Genomic DNA, 24,345 nt, shown 5'->3' on the forward strand with positions numbered 1-24,345 from the left:
GGCACCATGGTGTCCAGTACACCCACCGCCCCCAACCCCCAGGAAGCGGAGCACCCCCGTGGACGTCCAAGGCACAACGGTCGCCGGGTTCGAGCCCGTCAAGGACGCCTTCCTCCGCAACTTCCAAGCCAGGGGCGAGCGCGGTGCCGCCGTCGCCGTCTACCTCCACGGTCACAAGGTCGTGGATCTCTGGGGCGGCACCCGCGACGTCGACGGCACCGTCCCCTGGGCCCTCGACACCGCCCAAGTGGTGCGGTCCGCCGGGAAGGGGATCGCGGCAGCCGTGCCGCTCCTCCTCCACCAGCGTGGCCAGATCGACCTCGATGCCCCCGTCGGCACGTACTGGCCCGCCTTCAAGGCCGCGGGCAAGGAGCGCGTACTCGTACGGCATCTGCTGTCCCATCGGGCAGGACTGCCCGTGCTGGACCGGCCCCTGACCCCCGCCGAAGCATGTGACGGCGCGTCGGGGGCCCGCGCCGTCGCCGCTCAGGCCCCCGCCTGGGAGCCGGGCACCGACCACGGCTACCACGCCCAGACGTACAGCTTCCTCGTCGCCGAACTCGTCCGCCGCGTCACCGGCCGCACCATCGGCCGCTGGGTCGCCGAGGAGATCGCCCGCCCGCTCGGCCTCGACTTCTGGATAGGTCTGCCGGAGGAGGAGGCGCACCGGGTGGGGCGGCTCGCGCCCGTCGAGGAGCCTCCGGCCGAGGGGGGCCTCAAGCTCCGCCCCAAGCGCGCCGTGTCCGAGGCGTACGCCGACCCGCACTCCCTCACCCGCCGCGCGTTCGGAGCCATCGACCCGCTCCCCGACGAGAACGACCCCGCCTACCGCGCCGCCGAACTCCCCGCGTCCGGCGCCATCTCCACCGCCCGCGCCCTCGCCCGGTGTTACGCCGCGATGATGGGTCCGGTCGACGCCGGGCCCCGCCTGTTCGCGCCCGCGACCCTCACCCTCGCCCGTACCGAGGAATCCGCGGGACCCGATCGGGTCCTGGTCGTCAACACCCGCTTCGGGCTCGGCTTCATGCTGCACGGGTCGGCGTCGCCGCTCCTCGGCCCCGGCTCCTTCGGCCATCCCGGCCGCGGCGGATCGCTGGGCTTCGCCGATCCCGAGACGGGCATCGCCCTCGGGTACGTGACCAACGGCCTCCGCAAGGGAGTTACGGCCGATCCTCGGGCGCTCGCCCTGATCGCCGCCATACGGAAGTGTCTGGGGCGGGTGTGAGCGTGTGAGCGTGTGAGCGGCGGAAAGGGGGGAGGGGCCGCCCGTGGTCACGGACGGCCCCTCCCTCGTGCCCTCACGGCTACCGCTTGAAGCCGTAGTCCATGATCTTCTTCGCGTCCGCCGTACGGTTCGCCTCGTTGGACGAAGCCAGCACGGCGCCGACCACGGTCCGCTTGCCGCGCGTCGCCGCGAAGACCAGGCAGTACTTCGCCTGCTTGCCGGAGCCCGTCTTCACGCCGATCGCACCGTTGTAGCTGCCGAGCAGCTTGTTGGTGTTGGTCCACTTCATGTCGCGGTAGCCACCGCTCTTGGTGGTGGTCCGCTGCGTCGTCGACCTCGTCTTGACGATCGTCCGGAAGTTGCCGTTCTTCAGCGCCGCCGTCGCGAGCTTCGAGAGGTCGCGCGGCGTCGAGTAGTTCGCGCCGTTGCCGATGCCGTCGAACGAGTCGAACCTCGTGTTCTTCATCCCGAGGCTCTTCGCGGTCGTGTTCATCTTCCCGATGAACGACCTGACCCGCGCGTCCCGGGTCTTGCCCGACCCGAACTTGTCCGCCAGCGCGTACGCCGCGTCGCAGCCCGACGGCAGCATCAGCCCGTACAGCAGCGACCGCACCGAGACCTTGTCGCCCACGATCAGCCGCGCCGACGACGCGCCCTTGCTGACGATGTAGTCGCTGTACGCCTTCTGGATCGTGACCTTCGAGTCCAGGTTCACGCCCTTGGTGGAGAGCACCACCTGGGCGGTCATGATCTTGGTCGTCGAACCGGTGGAGAGCCGGGTGTCACCGGCCTTCGAGAAGTACGTGCGCCCCGAGGCGCTGTCCATCAGGAAGCCGCCCTTGGCGACGATCGACGGCACCTTGGGAGCCGCGGCCGGAGCCGCCTGAGCGGCCGGAGCGACGAGCGCTCCGGCGGTCACGACCGACCCGGCGGTGACGAGAGTCGCCGTTATGCGACAGATCGCCTTGATTCCAGTTTTCAACGTGGATGCTCCAAATACCCTTAATGGGGGGCCGCATGAGGAGGCCGCCTGCACGTGTGACGCCTGTGAAGGGTAAATGGATGTGGCGCGGACGCAGTCTTTACCTTTTCTCAACCTGAATGGGTTACGGGCCGGAATCGTGGAGCCTCACGCGGGGCGCTCACGTGCGGGGCGCTCATGTGCGTGCGTCGAGGCGGTGCAGCAGGTTTCCCTTCGCGCCGTACATGTCGAGCAGGTAGCCCTCCGGAGCCTTGAAGCCCTCGCTCTCCCGCAGGTAGTCCACGAGCGTCACCTTGAACGCGTCGAAGTCCTCGCCGAGATTGTCTGCCCGGTCCGTCCACACGATCACGCGCGGCACCTTCTCCTCGGTAGCCTCGCTGTCGATTCCCCGCACGTACGTCTCGCCGCCGTCCTCGCGGAACCGCTCGCCGCGTTCGGCGGCGGCCTTCGGCGGGGTCGCGTCGATCGTCGTCGTACGGGAGTAGTAGGCGGGGACCGCCTGCCCGTCCCCGCCGGGAGAGCCGGGGCCGTCCGAGGCGCCGGACAGGGTGCAGCCGGTGGCCAGCAGGGCGGCCGAGACGAGCAGCGCGGCGGCGGCGAGAGGGCTGCGGCGGGAGCGCGGTGTGGGCGTCATGCGGGGAGCGTAACGACGGGGTGGGGGCTTGGGGAGGAGGCTGCCCGAGGCGGTGACGGGTTCCGGGCCGCGCTGCCCGGCGGGCGGTGCTACGGCCTCACCGGCTCGGCTTTTGGAGCGGCAGCCTCCGTCGTCGTCGGGCGGCGTTCCGCCGTGAGCCGGTGGGCGACCAGCGCGGCGCCCAGGCAGAGCGCGCACACCGAGGCGAGCGACAGCGCGACCGTCGCGGGCTGGGCGGCCCGGGTGGTCAGAGCCATGCCCGCGGGGACCACGGTGTTGCCGAGCATGCACGACAGGGTGAGCAGGGACGTCGCCCGCTGGGGCACCGCCGCGAGGCGGGAGATCCAGGTGATGAGGGTGGGGAGGATGGGCGCCAGGGCGATGCCTGCCAACGGGTAGGCGAACACCGCCGCGTGCGGGACGGCAGCCGCCAGCAGGCCGCCCAACGCCGTCGCCAGATACAGCGGGATGGCCAGGCGTACGGGCAGGCGCTGGGCCAAGTACGGGATGATCAGCCTGCCGAGCGCGATGCCGCCCCAGAACCCGGCCCCGGCCTGCGCGGCGGACGCCTCGCTCCAGCCGCTCCACACCAGTTGGGTGGACTGCCAGGCTCCGATGCTGGTCTCCAGGCCCGCGTACAGCAGACCGACCGCGAGGAAGACGCCCAGCCGGATCCGGGTGAGTCCGTCCTTGCCTGTGACCTGCCCCTCGGGGTCCTTCGGCGGGCGCGGCGGAGCGGAGAGCGCGGCTCCGGAGCGGTACGCCATGACACAGGCCAGGGCCAGCAGTCCGGCGATGAGCGGGAACAGCTGGATGTTCCAGCCGCCGACCGCGCTGACGCCCATCGGGCCGAGGATGGCTCCGACGCCGAACACCGCGTTGAGCCGGTTGACCATGACGACGCTGTTGTCGGCGAAGCCCTGGGCGAACGCCGTGTTCAGCATCAGGGCCAGCCCGCCGTAGCCGCTGCCGCAGACGGCCCCGGACACCGCGAAGACGGACCAGGTGGGGGCGGCGGCCATGCCCCCGGCCCCGGCGACGAAGAGCGCGAGCAGGGCGCCCGTGGCGGCGCGGGGCGGGAGCCTGCGGCCGAGGGCCCCGAGGACCGCCACGGCGACGAGCGCGCCGAGGTTGTACCAGGTGACGATGCGGCTGACGTCGTGTCCGCCGCCGAAGTGCTCGGTGAGGAGGGGGAGGGAGGCGCCGAGTGACGCGGTGGTGGCACCGAGGGTGAAGAAGAGGCTGAACGCGGACAGGGTGGTTGAGCGGGAGAGGACGGGGAGGGGGGCGGGAAGAGTGGGGGAGGTGGAGGTGGAGGCGGGGGAGGGTAAGTCGGTGTCGGTGCCCTTGTCCGTGCCGGTGCCCGCGCCCGTGCCGGTGCCCGCGCCCGTGCCGGTGCCCGCGCCCGTCCCGGTGCCCGCGCCCGTCCCGGTCCCCGCGCCCGTCCCGGTCCCCGCGCCCGCTCCCGTCCCGGTCCCCGCTCCCGTCCCGGTCCCCGCTCCCGTCCCGCTCCCCGCTCCCGTCCCGCTCCCCGCGCCCCTTCCCGTGGTCGTGCCCGTGCCGTCGTCGCCCCTGGCGTCATGCATCCGTACGCTCCCCGAGCAGCGCGATCCCGATCTCCGCCGAAGTGCCTTCCAGCCGTACCGTGCCCGTCGGCTCGTGGACGGCCTTCAGCGGGGTGAAGTCGGCCACGGTCGTCGCCGCGCCCACCTCGGTGAGGTTCGCCGCGCCGATGCCCACCGTGATCGCCCCGGCGGCCGTGGCCGACCGCACGCCGCTGGTCGAGTCCTCGAAGACCAGCAGGCGCGGGGCCGGGATGCCCAGCGCGTCGGCCGCCGCCAGATAGGGCTCGGGGTGGGGCTTGCCCCGGGACACGTCGTCCCTGGTGATCCGTACGGCGAAGGCATCCGCCAGGCCGAGCCCGCCGAGGGCGTTGTCGATCTTGCGGGGCCAGCTGCTGGTCGCCAGCGCGAGGCGGACCCCCAGGCCGTCGAGGGCCCGGACGAAGGCGCAGACGCCGTCGATCGCCTCGTACGCGGCCTCTTCCTCGATCTGGTCGACCTCCTTCCACAGGGCCATCCGCTGGTCGTGGCTGTGGTCGGGGAAGAGGGCCCGCACCGTCTCCGCGCCGGTGCGCCCGTGCACGTAATGCTCGAACGTGGCCGGATCCAGGGCGACTTCGTGCCGACGGGCCACCTCCCGCCAGGCGTTCTCGATGACGGGTCGTGAATCGATGATCACGCCGTCCATGTCGAACACCACGCCGTCGACGGCGTAGCGCGCGGATGACTCGGTCACGGGCTCGGTCGCTGGCTGGGTCACGGGCTCGGTCACGGGCTCGGTCATGGGCTTCCCCTCTCACACATGGTGGTGGGCCCTGCCGAGGCAGGGCCCACCACACCGGACGTCAGGACGTACGGAAGGTCACGAAACGTGCTGGGACATGAAGCTGTCGGGCTTGTCCTTCCATATCAGGTACACGTCATCGACGAGGAGGAGATCGATGATCTCGTCGCGCAGCGGGTCCACCGCGTCCCGGTGCGACCCCACGATCGGCTCCTCGTGCTTGTTGAACGAGGTGTTCACCAGCGCCGCCTGCCCGCTGCGTGCGTACCAGGACAGGAGCAGCGAGTGCAGGAAGGAGTCGTCCTGCTTCCGTACGATCTGCGGGCGCGCGGTGTTGTCGACGTGGACCACCGCCGGGCAGGTCTTGGCGAAGATCTCGGTGCACTCGTAGGTGATCGTCATGAACAGGGGTGCCGGGTGCTCCGGCTTCCAGCCCACGTACGCGTCGGCGGCCAGGTCCTCCGCCGTGATCGGGGCGAACGGCATGAACTCCGTACGCTTCAGCCGCTGGTTGAGCCAGTCGTTCATGCTCGGGTCGTCGGTGCTGTAGATGACGCTGCGGCGGCCCAGCGCGCGCGGGCCGAACTCCATGCGCCCCCGGTAGGTGCCGATCACCTGGTGGGCCTCCAGGGCGTCCAGCAGGATGTCCTGGATCCCGTTGTCGACGCGGAGGAAGCGGACCCCGGGGTAGTCCTTCAGGATCTCTTCCAACTGGGCGTCCGAGACGGTGGAGTCGGGGCCCAGGGCCATCGAGGGGAGCCGGACCCTGGCGCCGGTCTCGCGGTACTCGGTCACGACCGCGGCCTGGAGCGGCAGCCCGCCGTCGCCCATCGGCGGCAGCACGTACACGTTCTCGACGCCCGCGACCTCGAAGATCCGCTGGTTGAGCTTGACGTTGGCGAACACGCCGCCGGACAGGCAGACGTTGCTGGTCGCGACCTTGCCGATGTGCCGGGCGACGACCTCGGTCAGCAGGTCCTCCACGTGCCGCTGGGCCGCCGCGGCCACGTCGGCGGGATCGTGCAGGGCGATCTCCGCCAGCAGCGTCTCGGAGTAGCCCTCGTAGGACGGCTGGTAGTAGTCGCCGCAGCGGGCCCGGATCGCCCCGTCCTCCAGGCCGATCATCAGCTGCATGAGCGGCAGCAGCTTCTCCGGGTCGCCCTTCGCGGCCAGCCCGGTGATCTTGCCTTCGTGGCGGTTCGGCTTGAAGCCGAGCAGCTTGGTGATACGGCCGTAGAAGTAGCCCAGGCTGTCGATGGAGGTCTCGCGTTGGAGCACCTCCTCGCCGTCGGCCGTGCAGTACGTCACGGTGAGGGACTGGAAGTCGCCTCGGCCGTCGCAGGTGACGACGAGTGCGTCGTCGAAGGGCGAGGCGAGGAACGCGCCGACGCCGTGTGCCTCGTGGTGGTCCACGTAGACCGTCTTGGCGCGCAGGCCGTTCCGGTCGACGAACGCGTCGAACTCCGCGCGCTTGTCCTTGTCGTTGTGCAGCTCGTCGGCGATCCGCTTGCGCAGATGGGGCAGGCTGTCGGGGCGGAACCTGGCCTCTTCGGCGATGCGGTCCACGTACAGCAGCAGGTGCTTGTCCGCGTCGAAACCCGCGTGCCAGCCGTAGGTCACCCGGTCCACCTCGTCCAGCGAGACGCCGCCTTCGCGCAGGACGAAGTCGATGGACGCCTGCGGCCAGACCTTGTGGTCCTTGATCCGGGTGAAGCGCTCTTCGCTGGCGGCGGCGACGATCTCCCCGTCGCGCACCAGGCACGCACCGGCCAGGTCATTGTTCGTAACCCCTAAGACAAGCACGCGTGTGTCTCCCGTCTGGCACGGGCACACGCACTCCCCATGAGTGGGGAGGAAACGTGTACCTATGCCGAGTTTTCTGTGGTGCTGACGAGGATAGAGAAACGGGTGGGGCTCAACGAGAGCTAAACGCGGCATGAATTCAGCCAGCCAACTGGCGTTCCAGAAGGGGGCGTTGGGTGCGGTTTCGTATGCTCACCGGCATGTCGATCTCTCTGAACACCCTCGCCCGCAAGCTCTTCGACGGGCCCAATGTCGCCGTCCTCGCCACGGTCAGCGCCGACGGCAGCCCGCAGACCTCGCCCGTGTGGGTGGGGCGGGACGGTGATGAGCTGCTCGTCTCCACCCAGGATGGCCGGTTGAAGGTGCGCAACATGCGGCGCGACCCGAGGGTGAGCCTGACCGTGTACGCGGCGTCCGATCCGGGTGCGTACGTGGAGGTGCGGGGCGTGGCGGAGATCGCCGAGGACGAGGGCCGCGCGCTGGCCGTCGCGCTGGCGGAGAAGTACGAGGGGGCCGGGGCGGGGGAGGAGTACCTGCGACTGCCGGAGACGGCAGTGCGGTTGGCGGTACGGATCGTGCCGACGAGGGTGGTGGGGTACGGGGGGTGAGGTGAGAGGTGGGGCGGCGTCCGCTGGTGCGAACTGCCGCCCCTGCGCGGCTACTTGAGCGCGTCGACGAAGGCCGTCCAGGCCGCCGCCGGGAAGAGGATGGCCGGGCCGGTGGGGTTCTTGCTGTCGCGGACGGGGAGGTGGGCGGCGCAGGCGGAGTCATTCACTTCGAGGCAGTCGCCGCTCTCGCCGCCGCTGTACGTGGACTTCCTCCAGGCGTCGTTGACTTCGAGGCAGTCGCCGTCGGAACCGGAGCTGTAAGAGGACTTGCGCCAGGCGGTCAGGATCGAGGCGTCACGGATGGTCTGCTTGGAGCGCTTCATGTTCGTAATCCTCCGCGACGGACCTCAGCAGGGCCAGCGACTCCCGGTGCGACAGGGCGTCGCCCAGGGCATGATCGTAGGCCAACTGGCATTCGCCGACGGTGGACGGAACTTCCCACACCCGGCCGGACTTCAGGCCCTCGGTGTAGGCGATGGGCGGAAGGTCTTCGAACCACATGAGTTTGACGAGCCCTTCCATCAAGGAGTGGAACCCCACCGAGAACGGCAGCACGTGCACGCGGATGCGGCGGCTGTCGGCGAGGGCCACGATGTGACGGAGTTGGCGACACATCACCCCGGGTCCGCCGATCGGGCGGCGAATTACGGACTCGTCCAGCATCGCCCAGAACAGAGGTGAGTTGAAGTTGTCCAGGATGCGGGCCCGGCTGAGCCGTGTGGCAAGGAGCCTGTCACGTTCCTCGTCGGTCTTGGGGGCCGAGCCCGAGTTGAGCACCTCGCGCGCGTACTCCTCCGTCTGGAGCAGGCCGGGCACCAGCTTCGGCGCGTACTCGCGGATGATCGTCGCCTGCCCCTCGAACTCCAGTGCCTCCTTGAAGTGCTCCGCCACGGTCCTGCCGTCCAGCGTCGGCAGGAACTCCTCGAAGAAGTGCCCACCCCCCAGCGCCTGATCCAGCCTCCGCGCATCCTCCAGGCAGGGCCTGCGTCGGCCCGCCTCCATGTGCGCGATGTGCGTGCGCGAGATGATCGTGACTTCGCTCAACTCCTCCTGGGTGAGACCCAGTTCCTCGCGACGCCGCTTCAGCTCCTCGCCGTACTTCTTCCGGGAGATCGGGTTGTCCTCGATGGCCACGTAGATCAACTCCCTTACGTTCCGCGTTGTCACACGCAAACCCCTACCGAGGGTAGCGACCCCGACTCCACTCTGTGAGCTGTTCGGCACACACAGTGGAAGGAAGCGGAATGGAAGTCCCGTACGGAGAGGGCGAGTTCGTGGCCCACACCGAGAGCGACGTGTACGGACCCGGCAAGGTCATCGGCATAGAGGGCACCTGGCGACGCGTCCGCTTCACCCGCTTCGTGGCGAGCGTGGACGCCCGCAATTTGCGTACCGCAACGGACGACGAGCGGGCGGAGATCGTGGAGTGGCTGAACGCCAAGCGCCGCCAGTACGGGGGCACGTGGTGACGGGCGACGAGGGCCCGCTCCCCTCGGGTACGTACCTGACCCTCCGCGTCTCGCGCGACGGCGGCCGGACCTGGGGTGAGCGGACGGTCTACGCCCCGGACCGGAAGTCGGCCCCGCTGGAGGCAGGCAGCAGATACCCGCTGTGCGAGTGCCCCCGGTGCGGCGGGGAGCGGCCCAGAGGGTGATGAACGACGGCGGTCGGCGGCGTTCAGCCCCCGTTGAACGGGCGTACCTACGTTGAGCCCCCGGCGAGACCGCGCCCCGGATTTCGCCGGGCCCAACGACAGATGAGGAAGAAGCATGAAGCACAGACGTCGGAACCTGGCCGTGACGGCGGTCGCGGCAGCCGCAGCCCTCCTCGGGCTGGGGGCGGCTCCCGCCGCCGCGTACGACCCCACCCGAACGATCACGATCGGCGACCTGTGTCTGGACGCGGTCAACAGCGGTACTGCCAACGGCACTCCCGTGCAGCTGTTCACCTGCAACGACACGGACGCCCAGCACTGGTCGGCTCGGATCACCGACGGTCTCAATGGGCGCCGGTACCTGGTCAACGTGGCCTCCGGGAAGTGTCTCGACGTCCCGTACGGCGACGCGCGCGCCGGAGTGAAGCCGCAGCTGTGGGACTGCAACCGCACCGGCTCCCAGGAGTTCGCCACGCCTGGGGGACCCGGTCAGGGAGGCGGGTACGGGCCCATCGTCCACAACCCCTCGGGCCTCGTCCTGGACGTGCCCGACAGCAGGTTCGAGTCGGGTGCCAGGCCGCAGTTGTGGGTGCGGAACGGCACGAACGCCCAGAGCTGGACCTACTATCCGCTGGACGCGACCCCGGGCGACGGCGACGGCTCCAAGCCGTGCAAGCGGTGGTGTTAGGAGTCTGACTCCTTCATCCGCCGGGGCGTGCCACCCCCGGGGGTGGCACGGTGTGCTGGCTGAAGTAGCTTGGGCGGCAGTCGAGTTGGGCGCAGACCGGAGGGTCGACATGCCGCTTCCGCCAGGACAACGTGCCGTCGCGGGATTCCCGCGTTTCGGGAAGGACTTGAAGAACCCGCCGCCGCCCGTGCCCGCCGATCCGGTGATCGAGTTGGGTGGGGTCTCGGAGGCGGGTTCGGTGGCGGTGACGGAGTTGGCGAAGCTGCCGAGGCGCGAGGTGCGGGCCGACTTCCACTGTGTGGCCGGGTGGTCGGCGACCGGGCTGGTGTGGGAGGGGGTTTCCTTCGCGGACTTCTACCGGACCTTCGTGGAAACGGAGTTGAGGCCGGATGCGGTGGTGACCCACCTGGTGTTCGTGGGCTCCGACGGGGTGCGGGCGCTCGTGGAGATGGAGGACGCGCTCGGCGAGGACGTGCTGATCGCGGAGCGCCTGAACGGAGAGCCGCTCACTGGTGACCACGGCGCTCCGGTGCGGCTGGTCAGCCCCTGGCAGTACGGATACGTGAACATCAAGCACCTCTGCCGGATCGAGTTCTACCTCGGTCGGCCCGCGCTCGTCGACCGGTGGTCGCCCCTCGCGGCGCACTCCCGGGCGCGGGTCTGGAAGGAGGAGCGCCACCGTCGGCTGCCCGGTCGGGTGGTGCGCCCGTTGTACCGGTCGCTGGTCGGGGTGATCCGGGCGGCGAGCGGCGAGGGGAAGAACGCGCCGGGGTGGTGATGTGCGGGGCGGGAACGCGGCGGCTGCGGGCGTCGGCGGACGCCCGCAACCGTGGGGCGGGTGCCGACTCGCTTAGTAGGAGAGGCAGTTCGCGTACGGAGTGATCGGGAAGGTCGCTCCGTCGGCGTTGATCTGCTGGTAGGAGACCTTCCAGGCGTTGGCGGCGTGGTCGGCCTTGCTCTCCCAGAACCAGTAGTTGAAGACCTTCGACTGGTCGGGGCGGACGCCGTGCTCGAATCCGCCGCCCACGACGACCGTGCCCGCCGGGCACGTGGCGGTCAGCGTGATCTTGCCGTCCTTGTCCGAGGGGAGGTTGCCTACGGTGCCCGCCACCTGGGTGACCTTCGGGGGGTTCGTGGGCCCCGGCTCGCCCTTCGCCCCGGCAGGGCCTGCGGGACCGACAGCCCCTGCGGGACCGACAGCTCCGGCGGGGCCTGCCGGACCGGCCGGGCCGTCAGCGCCTGCGGGACCGGCCGGGCCCGTGTCCCCCTTGGGGCCCTTGGGGCCCTTGAGCTTGTCTTTGTACTTGTCGAAGACCTTCTTCACGCACTTCTCGCACCACTTGTCCTTGTCCTCGCCGCCACCGCGCACGGTGGGGACCGAAGCGGCGGAGGGCAGGGCGGAGAGGGCAGCGGGCGCCTGGGGGGTCGGCTGGGTGGAGGCCGAGGCCGTGGGGGCGAGGCCGCTCAGGGCGGCGGCGGAGAGGGCGGCGAGCGCCAGCAGCTTCTGCATGATCAGATGCTTGACCGGGACGCGGTGAACCTCCAGGCGTATGCGCCCAAAAGTGCCGAAGCACCCCCTTCTGGCCCAGTTCCCAGCTCGCAGCGCCCGGCTCGCAGCGCCCGGCTCGCAACGCCCAGCTCCCAGCTTCGGGCGCCCCGTACTCGGCACTCGGCACTCGGCGCACGTCAGCTCGCCTGGAGCATGAGCCCGATCCCCACCACCATCAGCCCGGCCGCCGCGATGCGCGGACCCCCGAAGCGCTCCTTCAGGAAGATCGCGCCGATCGCCGCGCCCACGATGATGCTCGACTCGCGCAGAGCCGCGATCGGGGCGAGCGGGGCGCGGGTCTGGGCCCACAGCACCAGGCCGTACGCGGTGACCGAGAGGGCCGCGCCGACGAGGCCGCGTACCGCGAACGGCTTGATCTGGGCGGCGAGTCGGGACCGCCGCCGGTAGAGGGCGCAGACCGGGATCGAGATGCCCTCCAGGACCATCAGCCACGCGATGTAGCCGAGCGCGGTGCCCGAGGCGCGGACGCCCAGGCCGTCGACGGTCGTGTACAGGGCGATGGCCAGGCCCGTCGCCAACGCGGCCCCGATGGCGGCCCACTGGGGCTTCTTGCCGGAGCCCCGGATGCCCCACAGGGCGACCCCGACCAGGCCCGTGCAGGCGACGGCCACGCCCGCGAGCTGCCAGCCGGACGGGATCTCGTCGGCGAACACCGCGGCGAGGGCCGTCACCGCGAGGGGGGCCGTGCCGCGTGCGATCGGGTACATCTGGCCGAAGTCGCCCAGCGTGAACGAGCGCATGAGCAGGAGCATGTACGCGACATGCAGGGCGGCCGACAGGACGAGGTACGGCCAGGCTCCGGCGGCGGGCAGGGGGACGAACGCCGCCATGGCGAGGCCGATGAGGAGGCCGCCGCCGGAGATGAGGGTGAAGGAGAGCAGCTGGTCCTTGATGTTGTGCGCGATGGCGTTCCAGCTCGCGTGCGTGATCGCCGCGACCAGGACGGCGGCTATGACGAGCGGGGTCACGCAGCGGTTCCTTCCCGTACGTCGGCGAGCTGCGCGCCCGCGTGGGCGATCAGGTCCGCAGGGGCGAGCGGGAAGACCGAGTGCGGGGTGCCCGCGGCGGCCCAGACGACCGGGTGGGTGAGCAGGCCCCGGTCCGCGAGGACGGTGGTGCGGGTGCGGTGCCCGAAGGGGGGCACGCCACCGATCGCGTAACCGGTGGTGGCGCGGACCAGGTCGGCGTCGGCGCGCTTGACCTTCCGCGCGCCCAGTTCGGCCCGTACGAGATCGAGGTCCACGCGGGAGGAGCCGTCCATCAGGACGAGGACCGGGACGCCGTCCGCCTCGAAGATCAGGGACTTGACGATCTCGCTGGTGTCGCAGCCGATCGCCGCTGCGGCCTCGGCGGCGGTGCGGGTCGCGTCCGGGAAGTGACGTACTTCCGAAGTGAGAGCCGAGAGGCCGATTTCGGCGAGGGCGGAGGCGAACAGCGGGTGAACGGGAGGGGGTTCCGGAGTGCTCATGGCCCGCACGCTACTGCTCTGCGTGCGGGCTGTGCGAACGGGTTCCGAGGGATGACCCGGGGGATGACTGGAGCGTTACTAGGGGATGATTTTGGGGGTGATTACTCGGTAAGGGGTGGTGGATCAGCGGGCGTTGAGGACATTCGCGACGATCTTTCCCGCGGTCTCGCCGCCGTGACCGCCCGCCGTGACCATGGCCGCAGCCGACAGGTCGTCCGCGTACCCCGTGAACCAGCTGTTGGACTTGTCCTGGCCGCCGAGTTCCGCCGAACCGGTCTTCGCGCCCTTGTCGCCGCCGACCGAGGCCATCGCCCCGGCGGCCGTGCCGGAGGTGGCCGTCAGGCGCAGCAGGGACCGCATGCTCTGGACGGTCGAGCCCGAGAGCCTGCGGGGGGCGGTCGCGAAGTCGCGGTCGTCCAGGGACTTGGGGACGAGGTAGGGCTGCTGGAAGGAGCCCGTGGTCGCGGTCGAGATGACCGAGGCCATGTTGAGGGGGTTCATCTGGATCTTGCCCTGGCCGATGTAGTGCTCGGCCTCCAGGGCGCCGGAGGCGTCGGGGATGCTGCCGTCGCGGGTGTCGATGCCGGTCTGCCAGTTCAGGCCGATGCCGAAGACGTCGTGGGAGATCTTGGCGAGGCCGTTCGGCTCGACCTTGGTGGAGTCGTCGATGAGCTTGATGAAGGCCGTGTTGCACGAGCGGGCGAAACTCGTCGAGAAGGGCGTGCCGTCCGGCAGGTCGAAGTTCTTCAGGTTGGGGATGGTGCGGCCCTGCCAGGTGGCCGACTTCGGGCACTCGGCCGGCTTCGAGGGGGCGACCAGGCCCTGTTCCAGCAGCATCGACGTGGTGACGATCTTCATCGTGGAGCCGGGGGCCTCGCCGCCGCTGATCGCCGGGCTGAACGCCTGGGCCGGGTTGCTGGCGATGGCGCGGATCGCGCCGGTCTCGCGGTTCAGGGCGACGACCGAACCGCCCTCGTACCGCTTGACCGCCTTCTCGGCGGCCGCCTGGACGCCCGCGTCGAGGGTCGTCTTGAGCTCGCCGGGGACGCCCTTGGAGAGGGTGAGGAGCGTGCGGGAGGGCTGGTCGGCCTGGGCGGGCTCGATGAAGAGCTCGACGCCCGGCTTGCCGTCGGACTTCTCGCCGTACTTCTTGCGGAGCTGGTCCAGGACCGGGCCGAGGGAGGGGTAGTCCTCCTTGGTCAGCTCCTTGCCGTTGCGGTCGACGGCCTTGATGGGCGGCGTGGAGGCCGTGCCCGTCTTGAGCGTCTCGCCCTTCTTCAGCTCCGGGTGGATGACGCCGGGCTGCCAGTCGACGAGCGGGAGGCCGGTCTTCTCGCCGCGCACGACGGTGAGCGCGCTCGCGTACGAGAGGGGCTTGGCGGCGGCGCCGTCCGTGCCCACCTTGCCGGTGACGGTGAACGGGACCTTCGCGCCGACCGCCGTGCCGGGGGTGACCTTGAGGCCCGATATGTGGGCCTCCTCGGCGTACGCGGTCAGGACCGTGGTGGCGTCGACCGCGTTGTTGGTGAGCTGGGCGGCGGCTTCGGGGTCGGCCTTGGACCAGGCGGCGAAGAAGGCTTCGGAGGTGGTGCGGATCTCGTCGGGGGACGGGGGGCCGGAGGCGGCGGGGGCGCTCTGGCTCTGGGTTTTGTCCCCGGAGCCGGTGCTTCCGGTCAGGCCGTTGTACAGGTTGTAGCCGCCGTAGCCGACGCCGCCGGCGACCAGGACGAATGCGCCGCCGACGACGGCGACCTTGGCTCCGCTGCGCATGACGCAGTCCCCTCCCCAGGAGCTCGCCGGGCTCTTTGGTGCCCGGGAGTTATCGGGGAGTGACTCTACGGGGTGGGGGTGACAGGAGCGATCGGTGTTATGCGACTGGTACGCGGGGCTTGGGGGGTCGGCGGGGCGGGCTTTCCGGGGGCGGGACCGGGCCGGGGGGTGGCCCAACCCCCTGCTGGGCGCGGCTCACTGGGCCTTTGGGCCCGCGGCCGGGTGTGCCTGGGGCGGGCACTCCGCCCCGCCCCTTGGCCTCACCCCTGCGGGCGCCAGAGTGTCTGACGTCACTGCCTGGGGGCTCCGCTCCCGCCCCCCCCGGAGGGGCATTTAGGGGCGCGGGCCTGTGCTCTCTGTGCGGCTCCGCCGAGCGTGCGCTCCCGGTTCCGCTGGGGCTCGCGTGAACGTGCCCCTTTAGGGGCGCGGGGAACTGCGCGCCCAGCCCCCACGCACCCGCACGTCTCCGGGACAGCCGCGCGGCGAGCGCTTTAGGTGAAGGGGTGGGGAGGGGCAGCCCGCCGCAGGCGCACCGGGGTGCGGCGTACCTGATGGCGGAGGTAAAGGCGGGCGGCACCGGTCCGACCCCCTCGCGAGGGGTGCGCCGGTAGCGGGGCTGGTCGGGGGTGCTCCGGGGTGGGCCCGGAGCGAGGGGGCCGCCCCCTTGCCCGCCCGTTCCGCCCCCGGGGGGCGGCCCCGCCGCCCAAGGGGACGAGGCAAGGCGGAGCCCAAGGGGGCTGGGGAAGCGGAGGGGCGGAGCCCAAGGGGGCGAGGCGGAAGCGGCGCGCAGGGGGCGAGGCGGGGCGGAGGTCGAGGGGGGTGGGCGGAGGCGGAGGCCGAGAGGGTTGGGTGGGGTGGAGCCCGCGGGGGTGGGCAAGGCTCCGCTGCCCGGAAGGAGGAGGGGGTGGGTTAGATCCAGGTGTCGAGCCACATGCGGTGGCGCCATTCGTCGATGGGGATCGTCGTGCCCGTGTAGATCGGCCAGAAGTAGATGAAGTTCCACACGATCAGGAGGACCAGGACCCCCGCCCCGATCGCCCCCACCGCCCGTCGGCGTTCGTCCGCGCCTGGACGCCCCAGCAGCGCCCCGACCAGCATCGCCACCGCCAGACACAGGAAGGGCACGAACACGACCGCGTAGAAGAAGAAGATCGTCCGTTCCTGGTAGAGGAACCACGGCAGCCACCCCGCCACCACCCCCGCCAGGATCGCCCCCGCCCGCCAGTCCCGCCGGAAGAACCAGCGCCACAGCACGTACAGCAGCGCGAAAGCCGCCGCCCACCACAGCAGCGGCGTCCCCAGCGCCAGCACCTCGCTCGCGCACTTCTCCGTCTCCGTGCGCGGGCAGCCGGAGAAGCCCGGCTTCGGGGATTCGTAGTAGTACGAGACGGGACGGCCGACCAGGATCCAGGACCAGGGGTTGGACTGGTAGGTGTGGCCCGAGGTCAGGCCGATGTGGAAGGTGTAGACCTCGCTCTCGTAGTGCCACAGGCTCCGCAGCCACTCCGGCACCCACGTCATGTCGAACTGCGGGAGCGGGATCGGGCCGATGTGGTCAGGGGAGAGGCCCGCCCGGCCCTTCGCCCAGTCGCGGAAGTACCCCTTCGAGGTCAGGATCCAGCCGGTCCAGGACGCGACGTACGTGAGGACGGCGACCGGGACCGTCGAGACGAACGCCGGGAGGACGTCCCGCTTCAGGACCGCGACGTACGGGCGGCGCGCCCCCGCCGTGCGGCGCGCGGCCACGTCCCAGAGGACCGTCAGGAGGCAGAAGACGACCAGCGTGTAGAGGCCGCTCCACTTCGTCGCGAAGCCCAGGCCCAGGCAGAGGCCCGCGCCCACGCGCCACGGGCGCAGACCCAGCCGGAGTCCCGAGGCGACCTCGCAGGAGGGGCGCAGGATGCCGTCGGAGTCCACGGGCAGCGCGTTCGCCAGGCGCCGACGGCTGTGGTCGCGGTCGACGACCAGGCAGCCGAAGGCCGCCAGGACGAAGAACATCAGGACCTGGTCGAGGAGCGCGGTGCGGCTCATCACGAAGTGCAGGCCGTCGACGGCCAGGAGCAGCCCGGCGAGGCAGCCCAGGAAGGTGGAGCGGAAGAGGCGGCGGCCGATCCGGCAGAGGAGCAGGACGGAGAGGGTGCCGAGGACGGCGACCGCGAAGCGCCAGCCGAAGGGAGTGAGGCCGAAGAGCTGTTCGCCCCAGCCGATCAGCCATTTGCCGACCGGGGGGTGCACCACGTAGCCGGGGTCGGCGGGGATCGGGACCGCGTCGGGGTTGGCGAGTACCGACTTGTCGATGTCCTTGGGCCAACTGCCCTCGTAACCCTGGTGGACGAGGGCCCACGCGTCCTTCGCGTAGTACGTCTCGTCGAATATCACCGCCTTGGGGCTGCCGAGGTTCCAGAAGCGCATCAGCCCGGCGAGGAGGGTCACCAGGAGCGGACCGCCCCAGGGGGCCAGGCGCAGCAAGGCGTGGAAGAGGGCCGGGGGGATGTGCAGGAGCCGCCACAGGTGCGGGCGGTAGGGCATGACGGCGTACGGGGGGACCAGGCGTTCGCGCAGTCCGCTCGTCGTCCGGGGCACGTAGCCGAATCGGCGCAGCCTTCGCTGCCAGGAGGGCGGCTCCTCTTCAGGGGCCCGTCCGTGCTGGGCTGGGGGCGCAGTACTCGTCACCGCGCCATCGTAGGGAACGAGGCTGTGCGCGTCGCCCGTCAGGGCTGGGGATGTCGGCCGTCGGGGCACGGGGGCGGTCCGGGGATGTCGGCCGTCGGGGCACGGGGGCGGCCCGGGGGTGTCGCCCGTCGTGGCACCGGGGCGGCCCGGGGTGTCGCCCGCCGTGGCACCGGGGCGGTCCCGGGGGATGTCGGCCGTCGGCCCTGGGAGGATGGGGGGGTGACTGGATCGACTGCACCCACCGTGACCGCCGCCGGAGTCCTCGTACTCGCCGGGACGCCCATCGGCGACGTCTCCGACGCCCCGCCCCGGCTGGCGAAGGAGCTGGAGGCCGCCGACGTGATCGCCGCCGAGGACACGCGGCGGCTGCGGCGGCTGACGCAGGCGCTCGGGGTGTTCACCACGGGGCGTGTCGTCTCGTACTTCGAGGGCAACGAGACCGCGCGGACGCCCGAGCTGGTCGAGGCGCTGGAGGGCGGCGCGCGGGTGCTGCTCGTGACCGACGCCGGGATGCCCTCCGTGTCCGACCCGGGGTACCGGCTGGTCGCGGCGGCCGTCGAGAAGGACCTGAAGATCACGGCGGTGCCGGGACCCTCCGCCGTGCTGACCGCGCTGGCGCTGTCCGGGCTGCCGGTGGACCGGTTCTGTTTCGAGGGGTTCCTGCCGAGGAAGGCCGGGGAGCGGCTCGGCAAGCTGCGCGAGGTCGCCGATGAGCGGCGGACCCTCGTGTACTTCGAGGCGCCGCACCGGCTCGACGACACCCTCGCCGCCATGGCCGAGGTGTTCGGCGAGGAGCGGCGGGCGGCGGTGTGCCGCGAACTGACCAAGACGTACGAAGAGGTCAAGCGGGGGCCGCTCAAGGCGCTCGCCGAGTGGGCGGCGGAAGGCGTGCGCGGCGAGATCACCGTCGTGGTCGAGGGGGCCCCGGAGGCCGGGCCCGCAGAGCTGGACGCCGATGAGCTGGTGCGGCGGGTGCAGGTGCGCGAGGAGGCGGGGGAGCGGCGCAAGGAGGCCATCGCCGCTGTCGCGGCCGAGGCGGGGCTTCCCAAGCGGGAGGTGTTCGATGCCGTCGTCGCGGCAAAGAATGCGGCTCGGGCGGGGGCGGCAGGGGCGGGCGCAGGTAAAGGAGCTTCTTGAAAAGCAAAGCGAATCCCGTGTATAACCCAACTTTCTTGGGCGCTCGTCAAATACTCCCCACGGTTTGACAGGTCTGTCGCGCTTCCGCCCGAAAAGGCGTCCACTGGATGGTGAGTGGAAAGGAGCTGGCATGAGCGAGATCGCGCAGAGCGCAGCCGGCAGCATCACGGCTCAGGGCACGACGCAGGGCACGGTTCAGGAGGCGTACGCCTTCGCGTGCATGAAGTGCGGCCACGGCTGGGAGCAGGCGTACGAGATAGAGCACCACACGGACGGCTCCGGTCGCCCCTTCGTCGTGTACCGCGCGAACGGCGAGCGCGTGCCCTCCCCGCTGTCCCGCCCCTCCTGCCTCAACTGCGGCGGCACCGTCGTGCGCATCATGCGGTCCGGCCAGGTGTCGACCATCCAGCAGCTCCAGCGGCGCAACGCCGAGACCGTCTCCGCCGCGGGCCCCGTCCCGGCCGAGGCGGAGGGCGCGAGCGTGCCCCGGGCGCGCGAGCCGCACCACTGGCACCTCTCGGACCTGCTGCATCCCTTCCACCGCAAGCAGCAGTAACCAGGAGGAGGCAGGAAGGGGCGGTAGGAGGCCAGCGGCAGGCAGGAGGAGCGGCCGGGCGGGGCGCGGGCGCGCTTTCGTAGGATCGACCGCATGAGCCCGAGCCCCGCCCCCGGCGGAAAGAACGCCGACAAGAACGCCGCGCCGCCCGCGCCCGAGCCCCTTCGCGTGCCGGTCGCCGACTCGCACACCCACCTGGACATGCAGGACACCACCGTCGAGCAGGCCCTCGCCACGGCCGCCTCGGTCGGGGTGACGACCCTGGTGCAGGTGGGCTGCGACGTGAAGGGCTCCCAGTGGGCCGCCGAGACGGCGGCGGCGTACGACAGCGTCCACGCGGCCGTCGCGCTGCACCCCAACGAAGCTCCCAGGATCGTCCTCGGCACACCTCCCTCTGGGGGGCAAGCCCCCCAGACCCCCCGCGCCGGCTGGTCCCGGCAGGGGGCCAGGCCCGGAGGCGGGGATTCCGCCCTGGACGACGCGCTCGCCGAGATCGACCGGCTGGCCGCCCTCCCGCACGTCCTCGGCGTCGGCGAGACCGGCCTCGACTTCTTCCGTACGGGACCGGAGGGCATGGCGGCGCAGGAGCGGTCCTTCCGCGCCCACATCGAGATCGCCAAGCGGCACGGCAAGGCCCTCGTCATCCACGACCGGGACGCCCACGCGGACGTCCTGCGGGTGCTGGAGGAGGAGGGCGCGCCCGAGCGGACCGTCTTCCACTGCTACTCCGGCGACGCCGAGATGGCGGCGGTGTGCGTCGAGAAGGGCTACTTCCTGTCCTTCGCCGGGACGGTCACCTTCAAGAACGCCCAGCCGCTGCGGGACGCCCTCTCCGTGGCCCCGATGGAGCTGGTGCTGGTCGAGACCGACGCACCCTTCCTGACTCCGGCCCCGTACCGGGGGCGGCCCAACGCCCCGTACCTCATCCCGATCACCGTGCGGGCGATGGCCGCCGTCAAGGGCGTCGACGAGGACGTCATGGCCGGTGCCATCGCCGCCAACACGGCACGCGCGTTCGGCTACTGAGCCGAAGCCCCGGCGGGTTCGCACGGGAGTTCGTCGCGCAACCCTGCGTAGCCGCGTCGCTTTGGAGAGTGACGATCGCTCCGCTAGTGTCCCGGCCCGCAGCACTGGCAGCCGGGACACCGGCCTGTCTGTCGGGCGGAATCGGGCGGACCGGGAGCGACGTGAGCAATACGCAGGGTGGTGCGCTGTCGTACGAGGCGCAGGCGGAGGCGGAGGCGCAGGGGCAGTACGGGGCGTCGTACGAGCCGCAGGTGCAGACGCAGGCGCAGGCGTACGGGTATGACGCCGGGGGCGGGTACGGGGGCGGTGCCGCGCCGTACGAGGGGTACGGCGGGCAGGAGCTCTACGGGAGTGGGGGCGGGGCCGTCGGGACGGCCGTGCAGGACCCGTACGAGGGGCACGAAGGGGCGCAGACCTCGTACGACGCGCAGGCTCCGTACGGGACCGAGCCCGAGCCCGATCTGTACGACCTCACGCCGCCGCTCTCCGGCGAGCCCCTCCTGCCCCGCCAGCACCCCGTCTCCGCCGTGCTCCGGTCGGCCGGGCCCGGCGGCCCGGAAGGGCCCGAGGGCGACGGCCGGGGCGGCGACGGGCGGCGCGCGGCCCGGCGCCGCAAGGGCGGTGCGGGGGCCGCGTCCGGGGGCGAGAGGCCCGACACCCTCCGCAAGCTCGTGCCGCAGGCGCTGGTCGTGGCGTTCCTGGCGGGCGGCACCTCCGCCTTCGTCGCCAACGACAAGGCCATCGAGCTGAGCGTCGACGGCGCGCCCCGCACCCTGCACACCTTCGCCGACGACGTCACGGAGCTGTTGGAGAAGGAGGGGGTGCACATCGGCGAGCACGACTTGGTGGCCCCGGGGCCCGGCCAGGCGCTCGCGAGCGGCGACGAGGTCGTGGTGCGGTACGGGCGGCCGGTCGTCCTGACGCTGGACGGCCAGCGGCGCCAGGTGTGGACGACCGCCCAGACGGTCGACGGGGCGCTGAAGCAGTTCGGCGTGCGGGCGGAGGGCGCGTACCTGTCGGCGTCCCGGTCGTCCGCGATCGGGCGCAAGGGGCTGGCGCTGGACGTCCGTACGGAACGGACCCTGACGGTGATGGCCGACGGGCGCGAGCACACCATCCGGACGAACGCGGCGACCGTCGAGGACGCCGTCGGCGAGGCCGGGATCACGCTGGGTGCGGAGGACACCACGTCCGTGCCCATGGACAGCTTCCCGCGCGACGGGCAGACGGTCACGGTCATGCGGATCACCGGGAGCCGGGAGGTCCGCGAGGAACCCATCGACTTCAGGGTCATCCGGAAGGAGGACCCGACCGTCTTCAAGGGGACGGAGGAGATCGAGCGGGCCGGGGTGAAGGGGGCGCGCAGGGTCACGTACGTACTGAGGACGGTCAACGGGGTCAAGCAGAAGCCGAAGAAGTTCTCGGAGGAGGTGGCCCGGGAGCCCGTGAACCAGGTGGTCCGGGTGGGGACCAAGCCGATGCCGACGTCGGTGTCGGGGGCGGACGGGCTCAACTGGGACGGTCTGGCGCAGTGCGAGTCGGGCGGTCGGGCGAACGTCACGGACCCGTCGGGGACGTACGGGGGGCTCTACCAGTTCGACCGCCAGACCTGGCAGTCGCTGGGCGGGACGGGGGCGGCCCATGAGGCTCCGGCCGCCGAACAGACCTTCCGCGCGAAGAAGCTCTACGTCCAACGGGGGGCCAGCCCTTGGCCCCACTGCGGCCGCAAACTCTAGCGCCCGGGGGGGCGGGGGGCTGGGCGCGCAGCTCCCCCCACCCCTCGGGCCCCGCCTCCGCCCAGCCCCCTCGGGCTCCGCTTCCCCAGCCCCCTCGGGCTCCGCCCCCACCTCGCCCCCGTTGGGCTCCGCTTTGCCTCGTCCCTTTGGGCGGCGGGGCCGCACCCCGGGGGCGGAACGGGCGGGCAAGGGGGCGGCCCCTCTCGCTCCGGGCCCACCCCGGAGCGGCCCCGACCAGCCCCGGTGCCGCCTCGCCCCTTGCGAGGGGCCCGCCCCGGTGCCGCCCGCCGTTACCTCCGCCTATGGGTGCGCCGCACCCGGGTGCGCCTGCGGCGGGCTGCCCCAGACCCTTCCCCAAGCTCTCAACTTCGTTCGAGCAGGGGAGACCCCATCCTTCACCTAAACTCGCGAGGCTTGGGGTTCGTACGTGCGGGCGCGTGGGGGCTGGGCGCGCAGTTCCCCGCGCCCCTAAAGGGGCACGTTCACGCGAGCCCCAGCGGAACGCGGGGCGGAGCCGCACAGTGACACAGTCCCGCGCCCCTGAAGGGGCCCTTACGCTTGAGCGGTGAGTACCCCAGAACCCCCCGCCGCCCCCCAGGAGCACGCCCTCCTCGGCCCCGCCGACATCCGTGAGCTGGCCGCCGCCCTCGGCGTGCGCCCCACCAAGCAGCGCGGGCAGAACTTCGTCATCGACGCCAACACCGTCCGCCGCATCGTCCGCACCGCCGGAGTGCGCGCCGACGACGTCGTGGTCGAGGTCGGGCCCGGGCTCGGTTCGCTGACGCTCGCCCTGCTCGAAGGAGCCGACCGGGTCGTCGCCGTCGAGATCGACGACGTACTGGCCGCCGCCCTCCCGGCCACCATCCAGGCCCGGATGCCGGAGAAGGCGGACCGCTTCGACCTGGTCCACTCCGACGCCATGCTCGTCGAGAAGCTCCCGGCCGACCCGACCGCCCTGGTCGCCAACCTTCCGTACAACGTGGCCGTCCCCGTGCTCCTCCACATGCTGGAGCACTTCCCGACCATCGAGCGGACGCTCGTGATGGTCCAGGCGGAGGTGGCCGACCGGCTCGCCGCCAAGCCCGGGAACAAGGTCTACGGAGTGCCCTCCGTCAAGGCGAACTGGTACGCGGACGTGAAGAGGGCCGGATCCATCGGGCGGAACGTCTTCTGGCCCGCGCCGAACGTCGACTCCGGGCTCGTTTCGCTGGTGAAGCGGGAAGCGCCCGTGGCGACCACCGCCTCCCGCAAGGAGGTCTTCGCGGTCGTGGACGCCGCCTTCGCGCAGCGGCGCAAGACCCTGCGCGCGGCGCTCTCCGGCTGGGCCGGTTCGCCCGCCGCCGCCGAGGCCGCCCTCGTCGCCGCCGGGATCTCGCCGCAGGCGCGCGGCGAGGCGCTGACGGTGGAGGAGTTCGCCCGGATCGCGGAGGCCAAGGCGTGACGCCGGGGACTTCCGTCACCGTGCGCGTGCCCGCCAAGGTGAACGTGCAGCTCGCCGTGGGCGGAGTGCGGGCGGACGGCTTCCATCCGCTCGCCAATGTCTTCCTCGCCGTCGGGCTGTACGACGAGGTCACCGCCACCCCGGCCGACGAGCTGCGGATCACCTGCGAGGGGCCGGGCTCGGAGCACGTACCGCTGGACCGTACGAACCTCGCGGCCCGCGCCGCCGTCGCCCTCGCCGAACTCCACGGCCTCGCCCCCGACGTCCACCTGCACATCGCCAAGGACATCCCCGTCGCGGGCGGCATGGCGGGCGGCAGCGCGGACGCGGCGGGTGCCTTGCTGGCGTGCGAGGTGCTGTGGGGGACCAGGACTTCGAATGACCAACTCCTCGCGATCTGCGCTGAGTTGGGGAGCGATGTGCCCTTCTCGTACGTGGGAGGGGCCGCGCTCGGCGTCGGGCGCGGGGAACAGCTCACACCGCTGGACGTGGGCGGGGAGTTCCACTGGGTGTTCGCGGTCGCGGACGGCGGCCTGTCTACCCCGGCCGTGTACGGCGAGTTCGACCGGCTCGCGCGCGACGCGGGGCGGGAGGTTCCGGCGCCGGAGGCTTCCGAGGCGCTGCTCTCCGCACTCCGTGCCGGAGACGCCACCGCCCTCGCGGTGGCCCTGACCAACGACCTCCAGCCCGCCGCCCTCTCGCTGCGCCCGTCCCTCGCCGAGACCCTGGCCACAGGCACGGACGCCGGGGCGCTCGCCGCCCTGGTCTCCGGGTCCGGGCCCACCACCGCCTTCCTGGCGAAGGACGCCGAGGCGGCGGCCCGTATCGCGGAAGTACTGCTGGCGTCGGGCACGTGCACGGCGGCACGGGTGGCGGTGGCTCCGGCACCGGGGGCCGTGGTCGTCCCGGTCGGATAGGGCGGATAGGGCTCGGTGGGGATTGGCGGGGCCGGTCAGGGGCGGGTGCGTCCGGTGGTCAGGTCAGCTTGGCCAGGAAGGCGAAGAGGTTGGACCGGGTGCGGTCGAGAC

At 71.6% G+C, this 24,345-nt stretch carries 23 protein-coding genes; 11 read left to right on the forward strand and 12 right to left on the reverse strand.

The window, feature by feature from the left end; translation table 11 throughout:
* Nucleotides 1–58 precede the first annotated feature (58 nt).
* On the forward strand, nucleotides 59–1,225 hold the full coding sequence (locus tag OG897_RS04315) for a serine hydrolase domain-containing protein (protein WP_266653004.1): 1,167 nt from the start codon (nucleotides 59–61) through the stop codon (nucleotides 1,223–1,225).
* Between the two features lie 79 nt (nucleotides 1,226–1,304).
* On the opposite strand, the gene OG897_RS04320 is transcribed toward OG897_RS04315, so the two are convergent.
* From OG897_RS04320 to OG897_RS04340, 5 genes are all read right to left on the reverse strand, one after another.
* Nucleotides 1,305–2,207 (reverse strand): D-alanyl-D-alanine carboxypeptidase family protein, encoded by a 903-nt coding sequence (locus OG897_RS04320; RefSeq protein ID WP_266653005.1) that lies wholly within the window; start codon nucleotides 2,205–2,207, stop codon nucleotides 1,305–1,307.
* A 175-nt stretch (nucleotides 2,208–2,382) separates the two neighbouring features.
* Nucleotides 2,383–2,841 (reverse strand): hypothetical protein, encoded by a 459-nt coding sequence (locus tag OG897_RS04325; RefSeq protein ID WP_266653006.1) that lies wholly within the window; start codon nucleotides 2,839–2,841, stop codon nucleotides 2,383–2,385.
* A gap of 89 nt (nucleotides 2,842–2,930) precedes the next feature.
* Nucleotides 2,931–4,427, reverse strand: a complete 1,497-nt coding sequence (locus tag OG897_RS04330) for a sugar MFS transporter (protein ID WP_266653007.1) — start codon at nucleotides 4,425–4,427, stop codon at nucleotides 2,931–2,933.
* Entirely contained in the window at nucleotides 4,420–5,187 is a 768-nt protein-coding gene (locus tag OG897_RS04335) for an HAD family phosphatase (RefSeq protein WP_266653008.1), read from the reverse strand. The genes OG897_RS04330 and OG897_RS04335 overlap by 8 nt, the downstream gene beginning before the upstream one ends.
* Before the next feature lie 78 nt (nucleotides 5,188–5,265).
* Nucleotides 5,266–6,990, reverse strand: coding sequence for a carbamoyltransferase C-terminal domain-containing protein (locus OG897_RS04340; RefSeq protein WP_266653009.1), 1,725 nt, complete (start codon nucleotides 6,988–6,990; stop codon nucleotides 5,266–5,268).
* 200 nt (nucleotides 6,991–7,190) lie between these two features.
* On the opposite strand from OG897_RS04340, the gene OG897_RS04345 reads away from it, so the two are divergent.
* The gene (locus tag OG897_RS04345; RefSeq protein ID WP_266653010.1) at nucleotides 7,191–7,598 is read left to right on the forward strand and encodes a PPOX class F420-dependent oxidoreductase; all 408 of its coding nucleotides are present in this window, start codon (nucleotides 7,191–7,193) and stop codon (nucleotides 7,596–7,598) included.
* Between the two features lie 50 nt (nucleotides 7,599–7,648).
* On the opposite strand, the gene OG897_RS04350 is transcribed toward OG897_RS04345, so the two are convergent.
* Nucleotides 7,649–7,921 (reverse strand): DUF397 domain-containing protein, encoded by a 273-nt coding sequence (locus tag OG897_RS04350; protein WP_266653011.1) that lies wholly within the window; start codon nucleotides 7,919–7,921, stop codon nucleotides 7,649–7,651.
* On the reverse strand, nucleotides 7,893–8,732 hold the full coding sequence (locus OG897_RS04355; protein WP_266656566.1) for a helix-turn-helix transcriptional regulator: 840 nt from the start codon (nucleotides 8,730–8,732) through the stop codon (nucleotides 7,893–7,895). The genes OG897_RS04350 and OG897_RS04355 overlap by 29 nt, the downstream gene beginning before the upstream one ends.
* 110 nt (nucleotides 8,733–8,842) lie before the next feature.
* Between OG897_RS04355 and OG897_RS04360 the strand changes: the two genes are divergently transcribed.
* The 3 genes from OG897_RS04360 to OG897_RS04370 all read left to right on the forward strand — a co-directional run bounded on the left by OG897_RS04360 (nucleotide 8,843) and on the right by OG897_RS04370 (nucleotide 10,718).
* Complete coding sequence (locus OG897_RS04360) at nucleotides 8,843–9,067, forward strand: hypothetical protein (RefSeq protein ID WP_266653012.1); 225 nt, start codon at nucleotides 8,843–8,845, stop codon at nucleotides 9,065–9,067.
* 300 nt (nucleotides 9,068–9,367) lie between these two features.
* Entirely contained in the window at nucleotides 9,368–9,940 is a 573-nt protein-coding gene (locus OG897_RS04365; protein WP_266653013.1) for an RICIN domain-containing protein, read from the forward strand.
* Between the two features lie 166 nt (nucleotides 9,941–10,106).
* Nucleotides 10,107–10,718 (forward strand): molybdopterin-dependent oxidoreductase, encoded by a 612-nt coding sequence (locus OG897_RS04370; RefSeq protein ID WP_266653014.1) that lies wholly within the window; start codon nucleotides 10,107–10,109, stop codon nucleotides 10,716–10,718.
* A gap of 72 nt (nucleotides 10,719–10,790) precedes the next feature.
* Here the strand turns inward: OG897_RS04370 and OG897_RS04375 are convergent, their stop codons facing one another.
* From OG897_RS04375 to OG897_RS04395, 5 genes are all read right to left on the reverse strand, one after another.
* Complete coding sequence (locus OG897_RS04375; protein ID WP_266653015.1) at nucleotides 10,791–11,450, reverse strand: hypothetical protein; 660 nt, start codon at nucleotides 11,448–11,450, stop codon at nucleotides 10,791–10,793.
* Between the two features lie 176 nt (nucleotides 11,451–11,626).
* Complete coding sequence (locus OG897_RS04380; protein WP_266653016.1) at nucleotides 11,627–12,478, reverse strand: DMT family transporter; 852 nt, start codon at nucleotides 12,476–12,478, stop codon at nucleotides 11,627–11,629.
* Entirely contained in the window at nucleotides 12,475–12,978 is a 504-nt protein-coding gene (locus OG897_RS04385) for a YbaK/EbsC family protein (RefSeq protein ID WP_266653017.1), read from the reverse strand. Before OG897_RS04385 ends, OG897_RS04380 begins: the two co-directional genes overlap by 4 nt.
* 123 nt (nucleotides 12,979–13,101) lie before the next feature.
* On the reverse strand, nucleotides 13,102–14,748 hold the full coding sequence (locus OG897_RS04390) for a penicillin-binding transpeptidase domain-containing protein (protein WP_266653018.1): 1,647 nt from the start codon (nucleotides 14,746–14,748) through the stop codon (nucleotides 13,102–13,104).
* A gap of 909 nt (nucleotides 14,749–15,657) precedes the next feature.
* Nucleotides 15,658–17,421 (reverse strand): dolichyl-phosphate-mannose--protein mannosyltransferase, encoded by a 1,764-nt coding sequence (locus tag OG897_RS04395; protein WP_266653019.1) that lies wholly within the window; start codon nucleotides 17,419–17,421, stop codon nucleotides 15,658–15,660.
* Between the two features lie 219 nt (nucleotides 17,422–17,640).
* Here OG897_RS04395 and rsmI point away from each other — a divergent pair, with 219 nt between their 5' ends.
* The 6 genes from rsmI (at nucleotide 17,641) to OG897_RS04425 (ending at nucleotide 24,234) form a co-directional block, all read left to right on the forward strand.
* Nucleotides 17,641–18,558, forward strand: coding sequence for a 16S rRNA (cytidine(1402)-2'-O)-methyltransferase (rsmI, locus tag OG897_RS04400; protein WP_266653020.1), 918 nt, complete (start codon nucleotides 17,641–17,643; stop codon nucleotides 18,556–18,558).
* A gap of 130 nt (nucleotides 18,559–18,688) precedes the next feature.
* Nucleotides 18,689–19,114, forward strand: coding sequence for a hypothetical protein (locus OG897_RS04405; protein ID WP_266653021.1), 426 nt, complete (start codon nucleotides 18,689–18,691; stop codon nucleotides 19,112–19,114).
* 93 nt (nucleotides 19,115–19,207) lie between these two features.
* On the forward strand, nucleotides 19,208–20,140 hold the full coding sequence (locus OG897_RS04410) for a TatD family hydrolase (RefSeq protein ID WP_266653022.1): 933 nt from the start codon (nucleotides 19,208–19,210) through the stop codon (nucleotides 20,138–20,140).
* A 527-nt stretch (nucleotides 20,141–20,667) separates the two neighbouring features.
* Nucleotides 20,668–21,876, forward strand: a complete 1,209-nt coding sequence (locus OG897_RS04415; protein ID WP_266656568.1) for a resuscitation-promoting factor — start codon at nucleotides 20,668–20,670, stop codon at nucleotides 21,874–21,876.
* Between the two features lie 565 nt (nucleotides 21,877–22,441).
* A complete protein-coding gene (rsmA, locus tag OG897_RS04420) occupies nucleotides 22,442–23,317 on the forward strand; it encodes a 16S rRNA (adenine(1518)-N(6)/adenine(1519)-N(6))-dimethyltransferase RsmA (RefSeq protein ID WP_266653023.1) in 876 nt (291 codons plus the stop codon).
* Nucleotides 23,314–24,234 carry a 4-(cytidine 5'-diphospho)-2-C-methyl-D-erythritol kinase gene (locus OG897_RS04425; RefSeq protein WP_266653024.1) on the forward strand — a complete coding sequence of 307 codons (921 nt, stop codon included), beginning with the start codon at nucleotides 23,314–23,316 and terminating at the stop codon, nucleotides 24,232–24,234. Before rsmA ends, OG897_RS04425 begins: the two co-directional genes overlap by 4 nt.
* The last annotated feature ends 111 nt before the right edge of the window (nucleotides 24,235–24,345 follow it).

The organism is Streptomyces sp. NBC_00237 (genome assembly GCF_026342435.1).
In the GTDB taxonomy this organism is placed as follows: domain Bacteria; phylum Actinomycetota; class Actinomycetes; order Streptomycetales; family Streptomycetaceae; genus Streptomyces.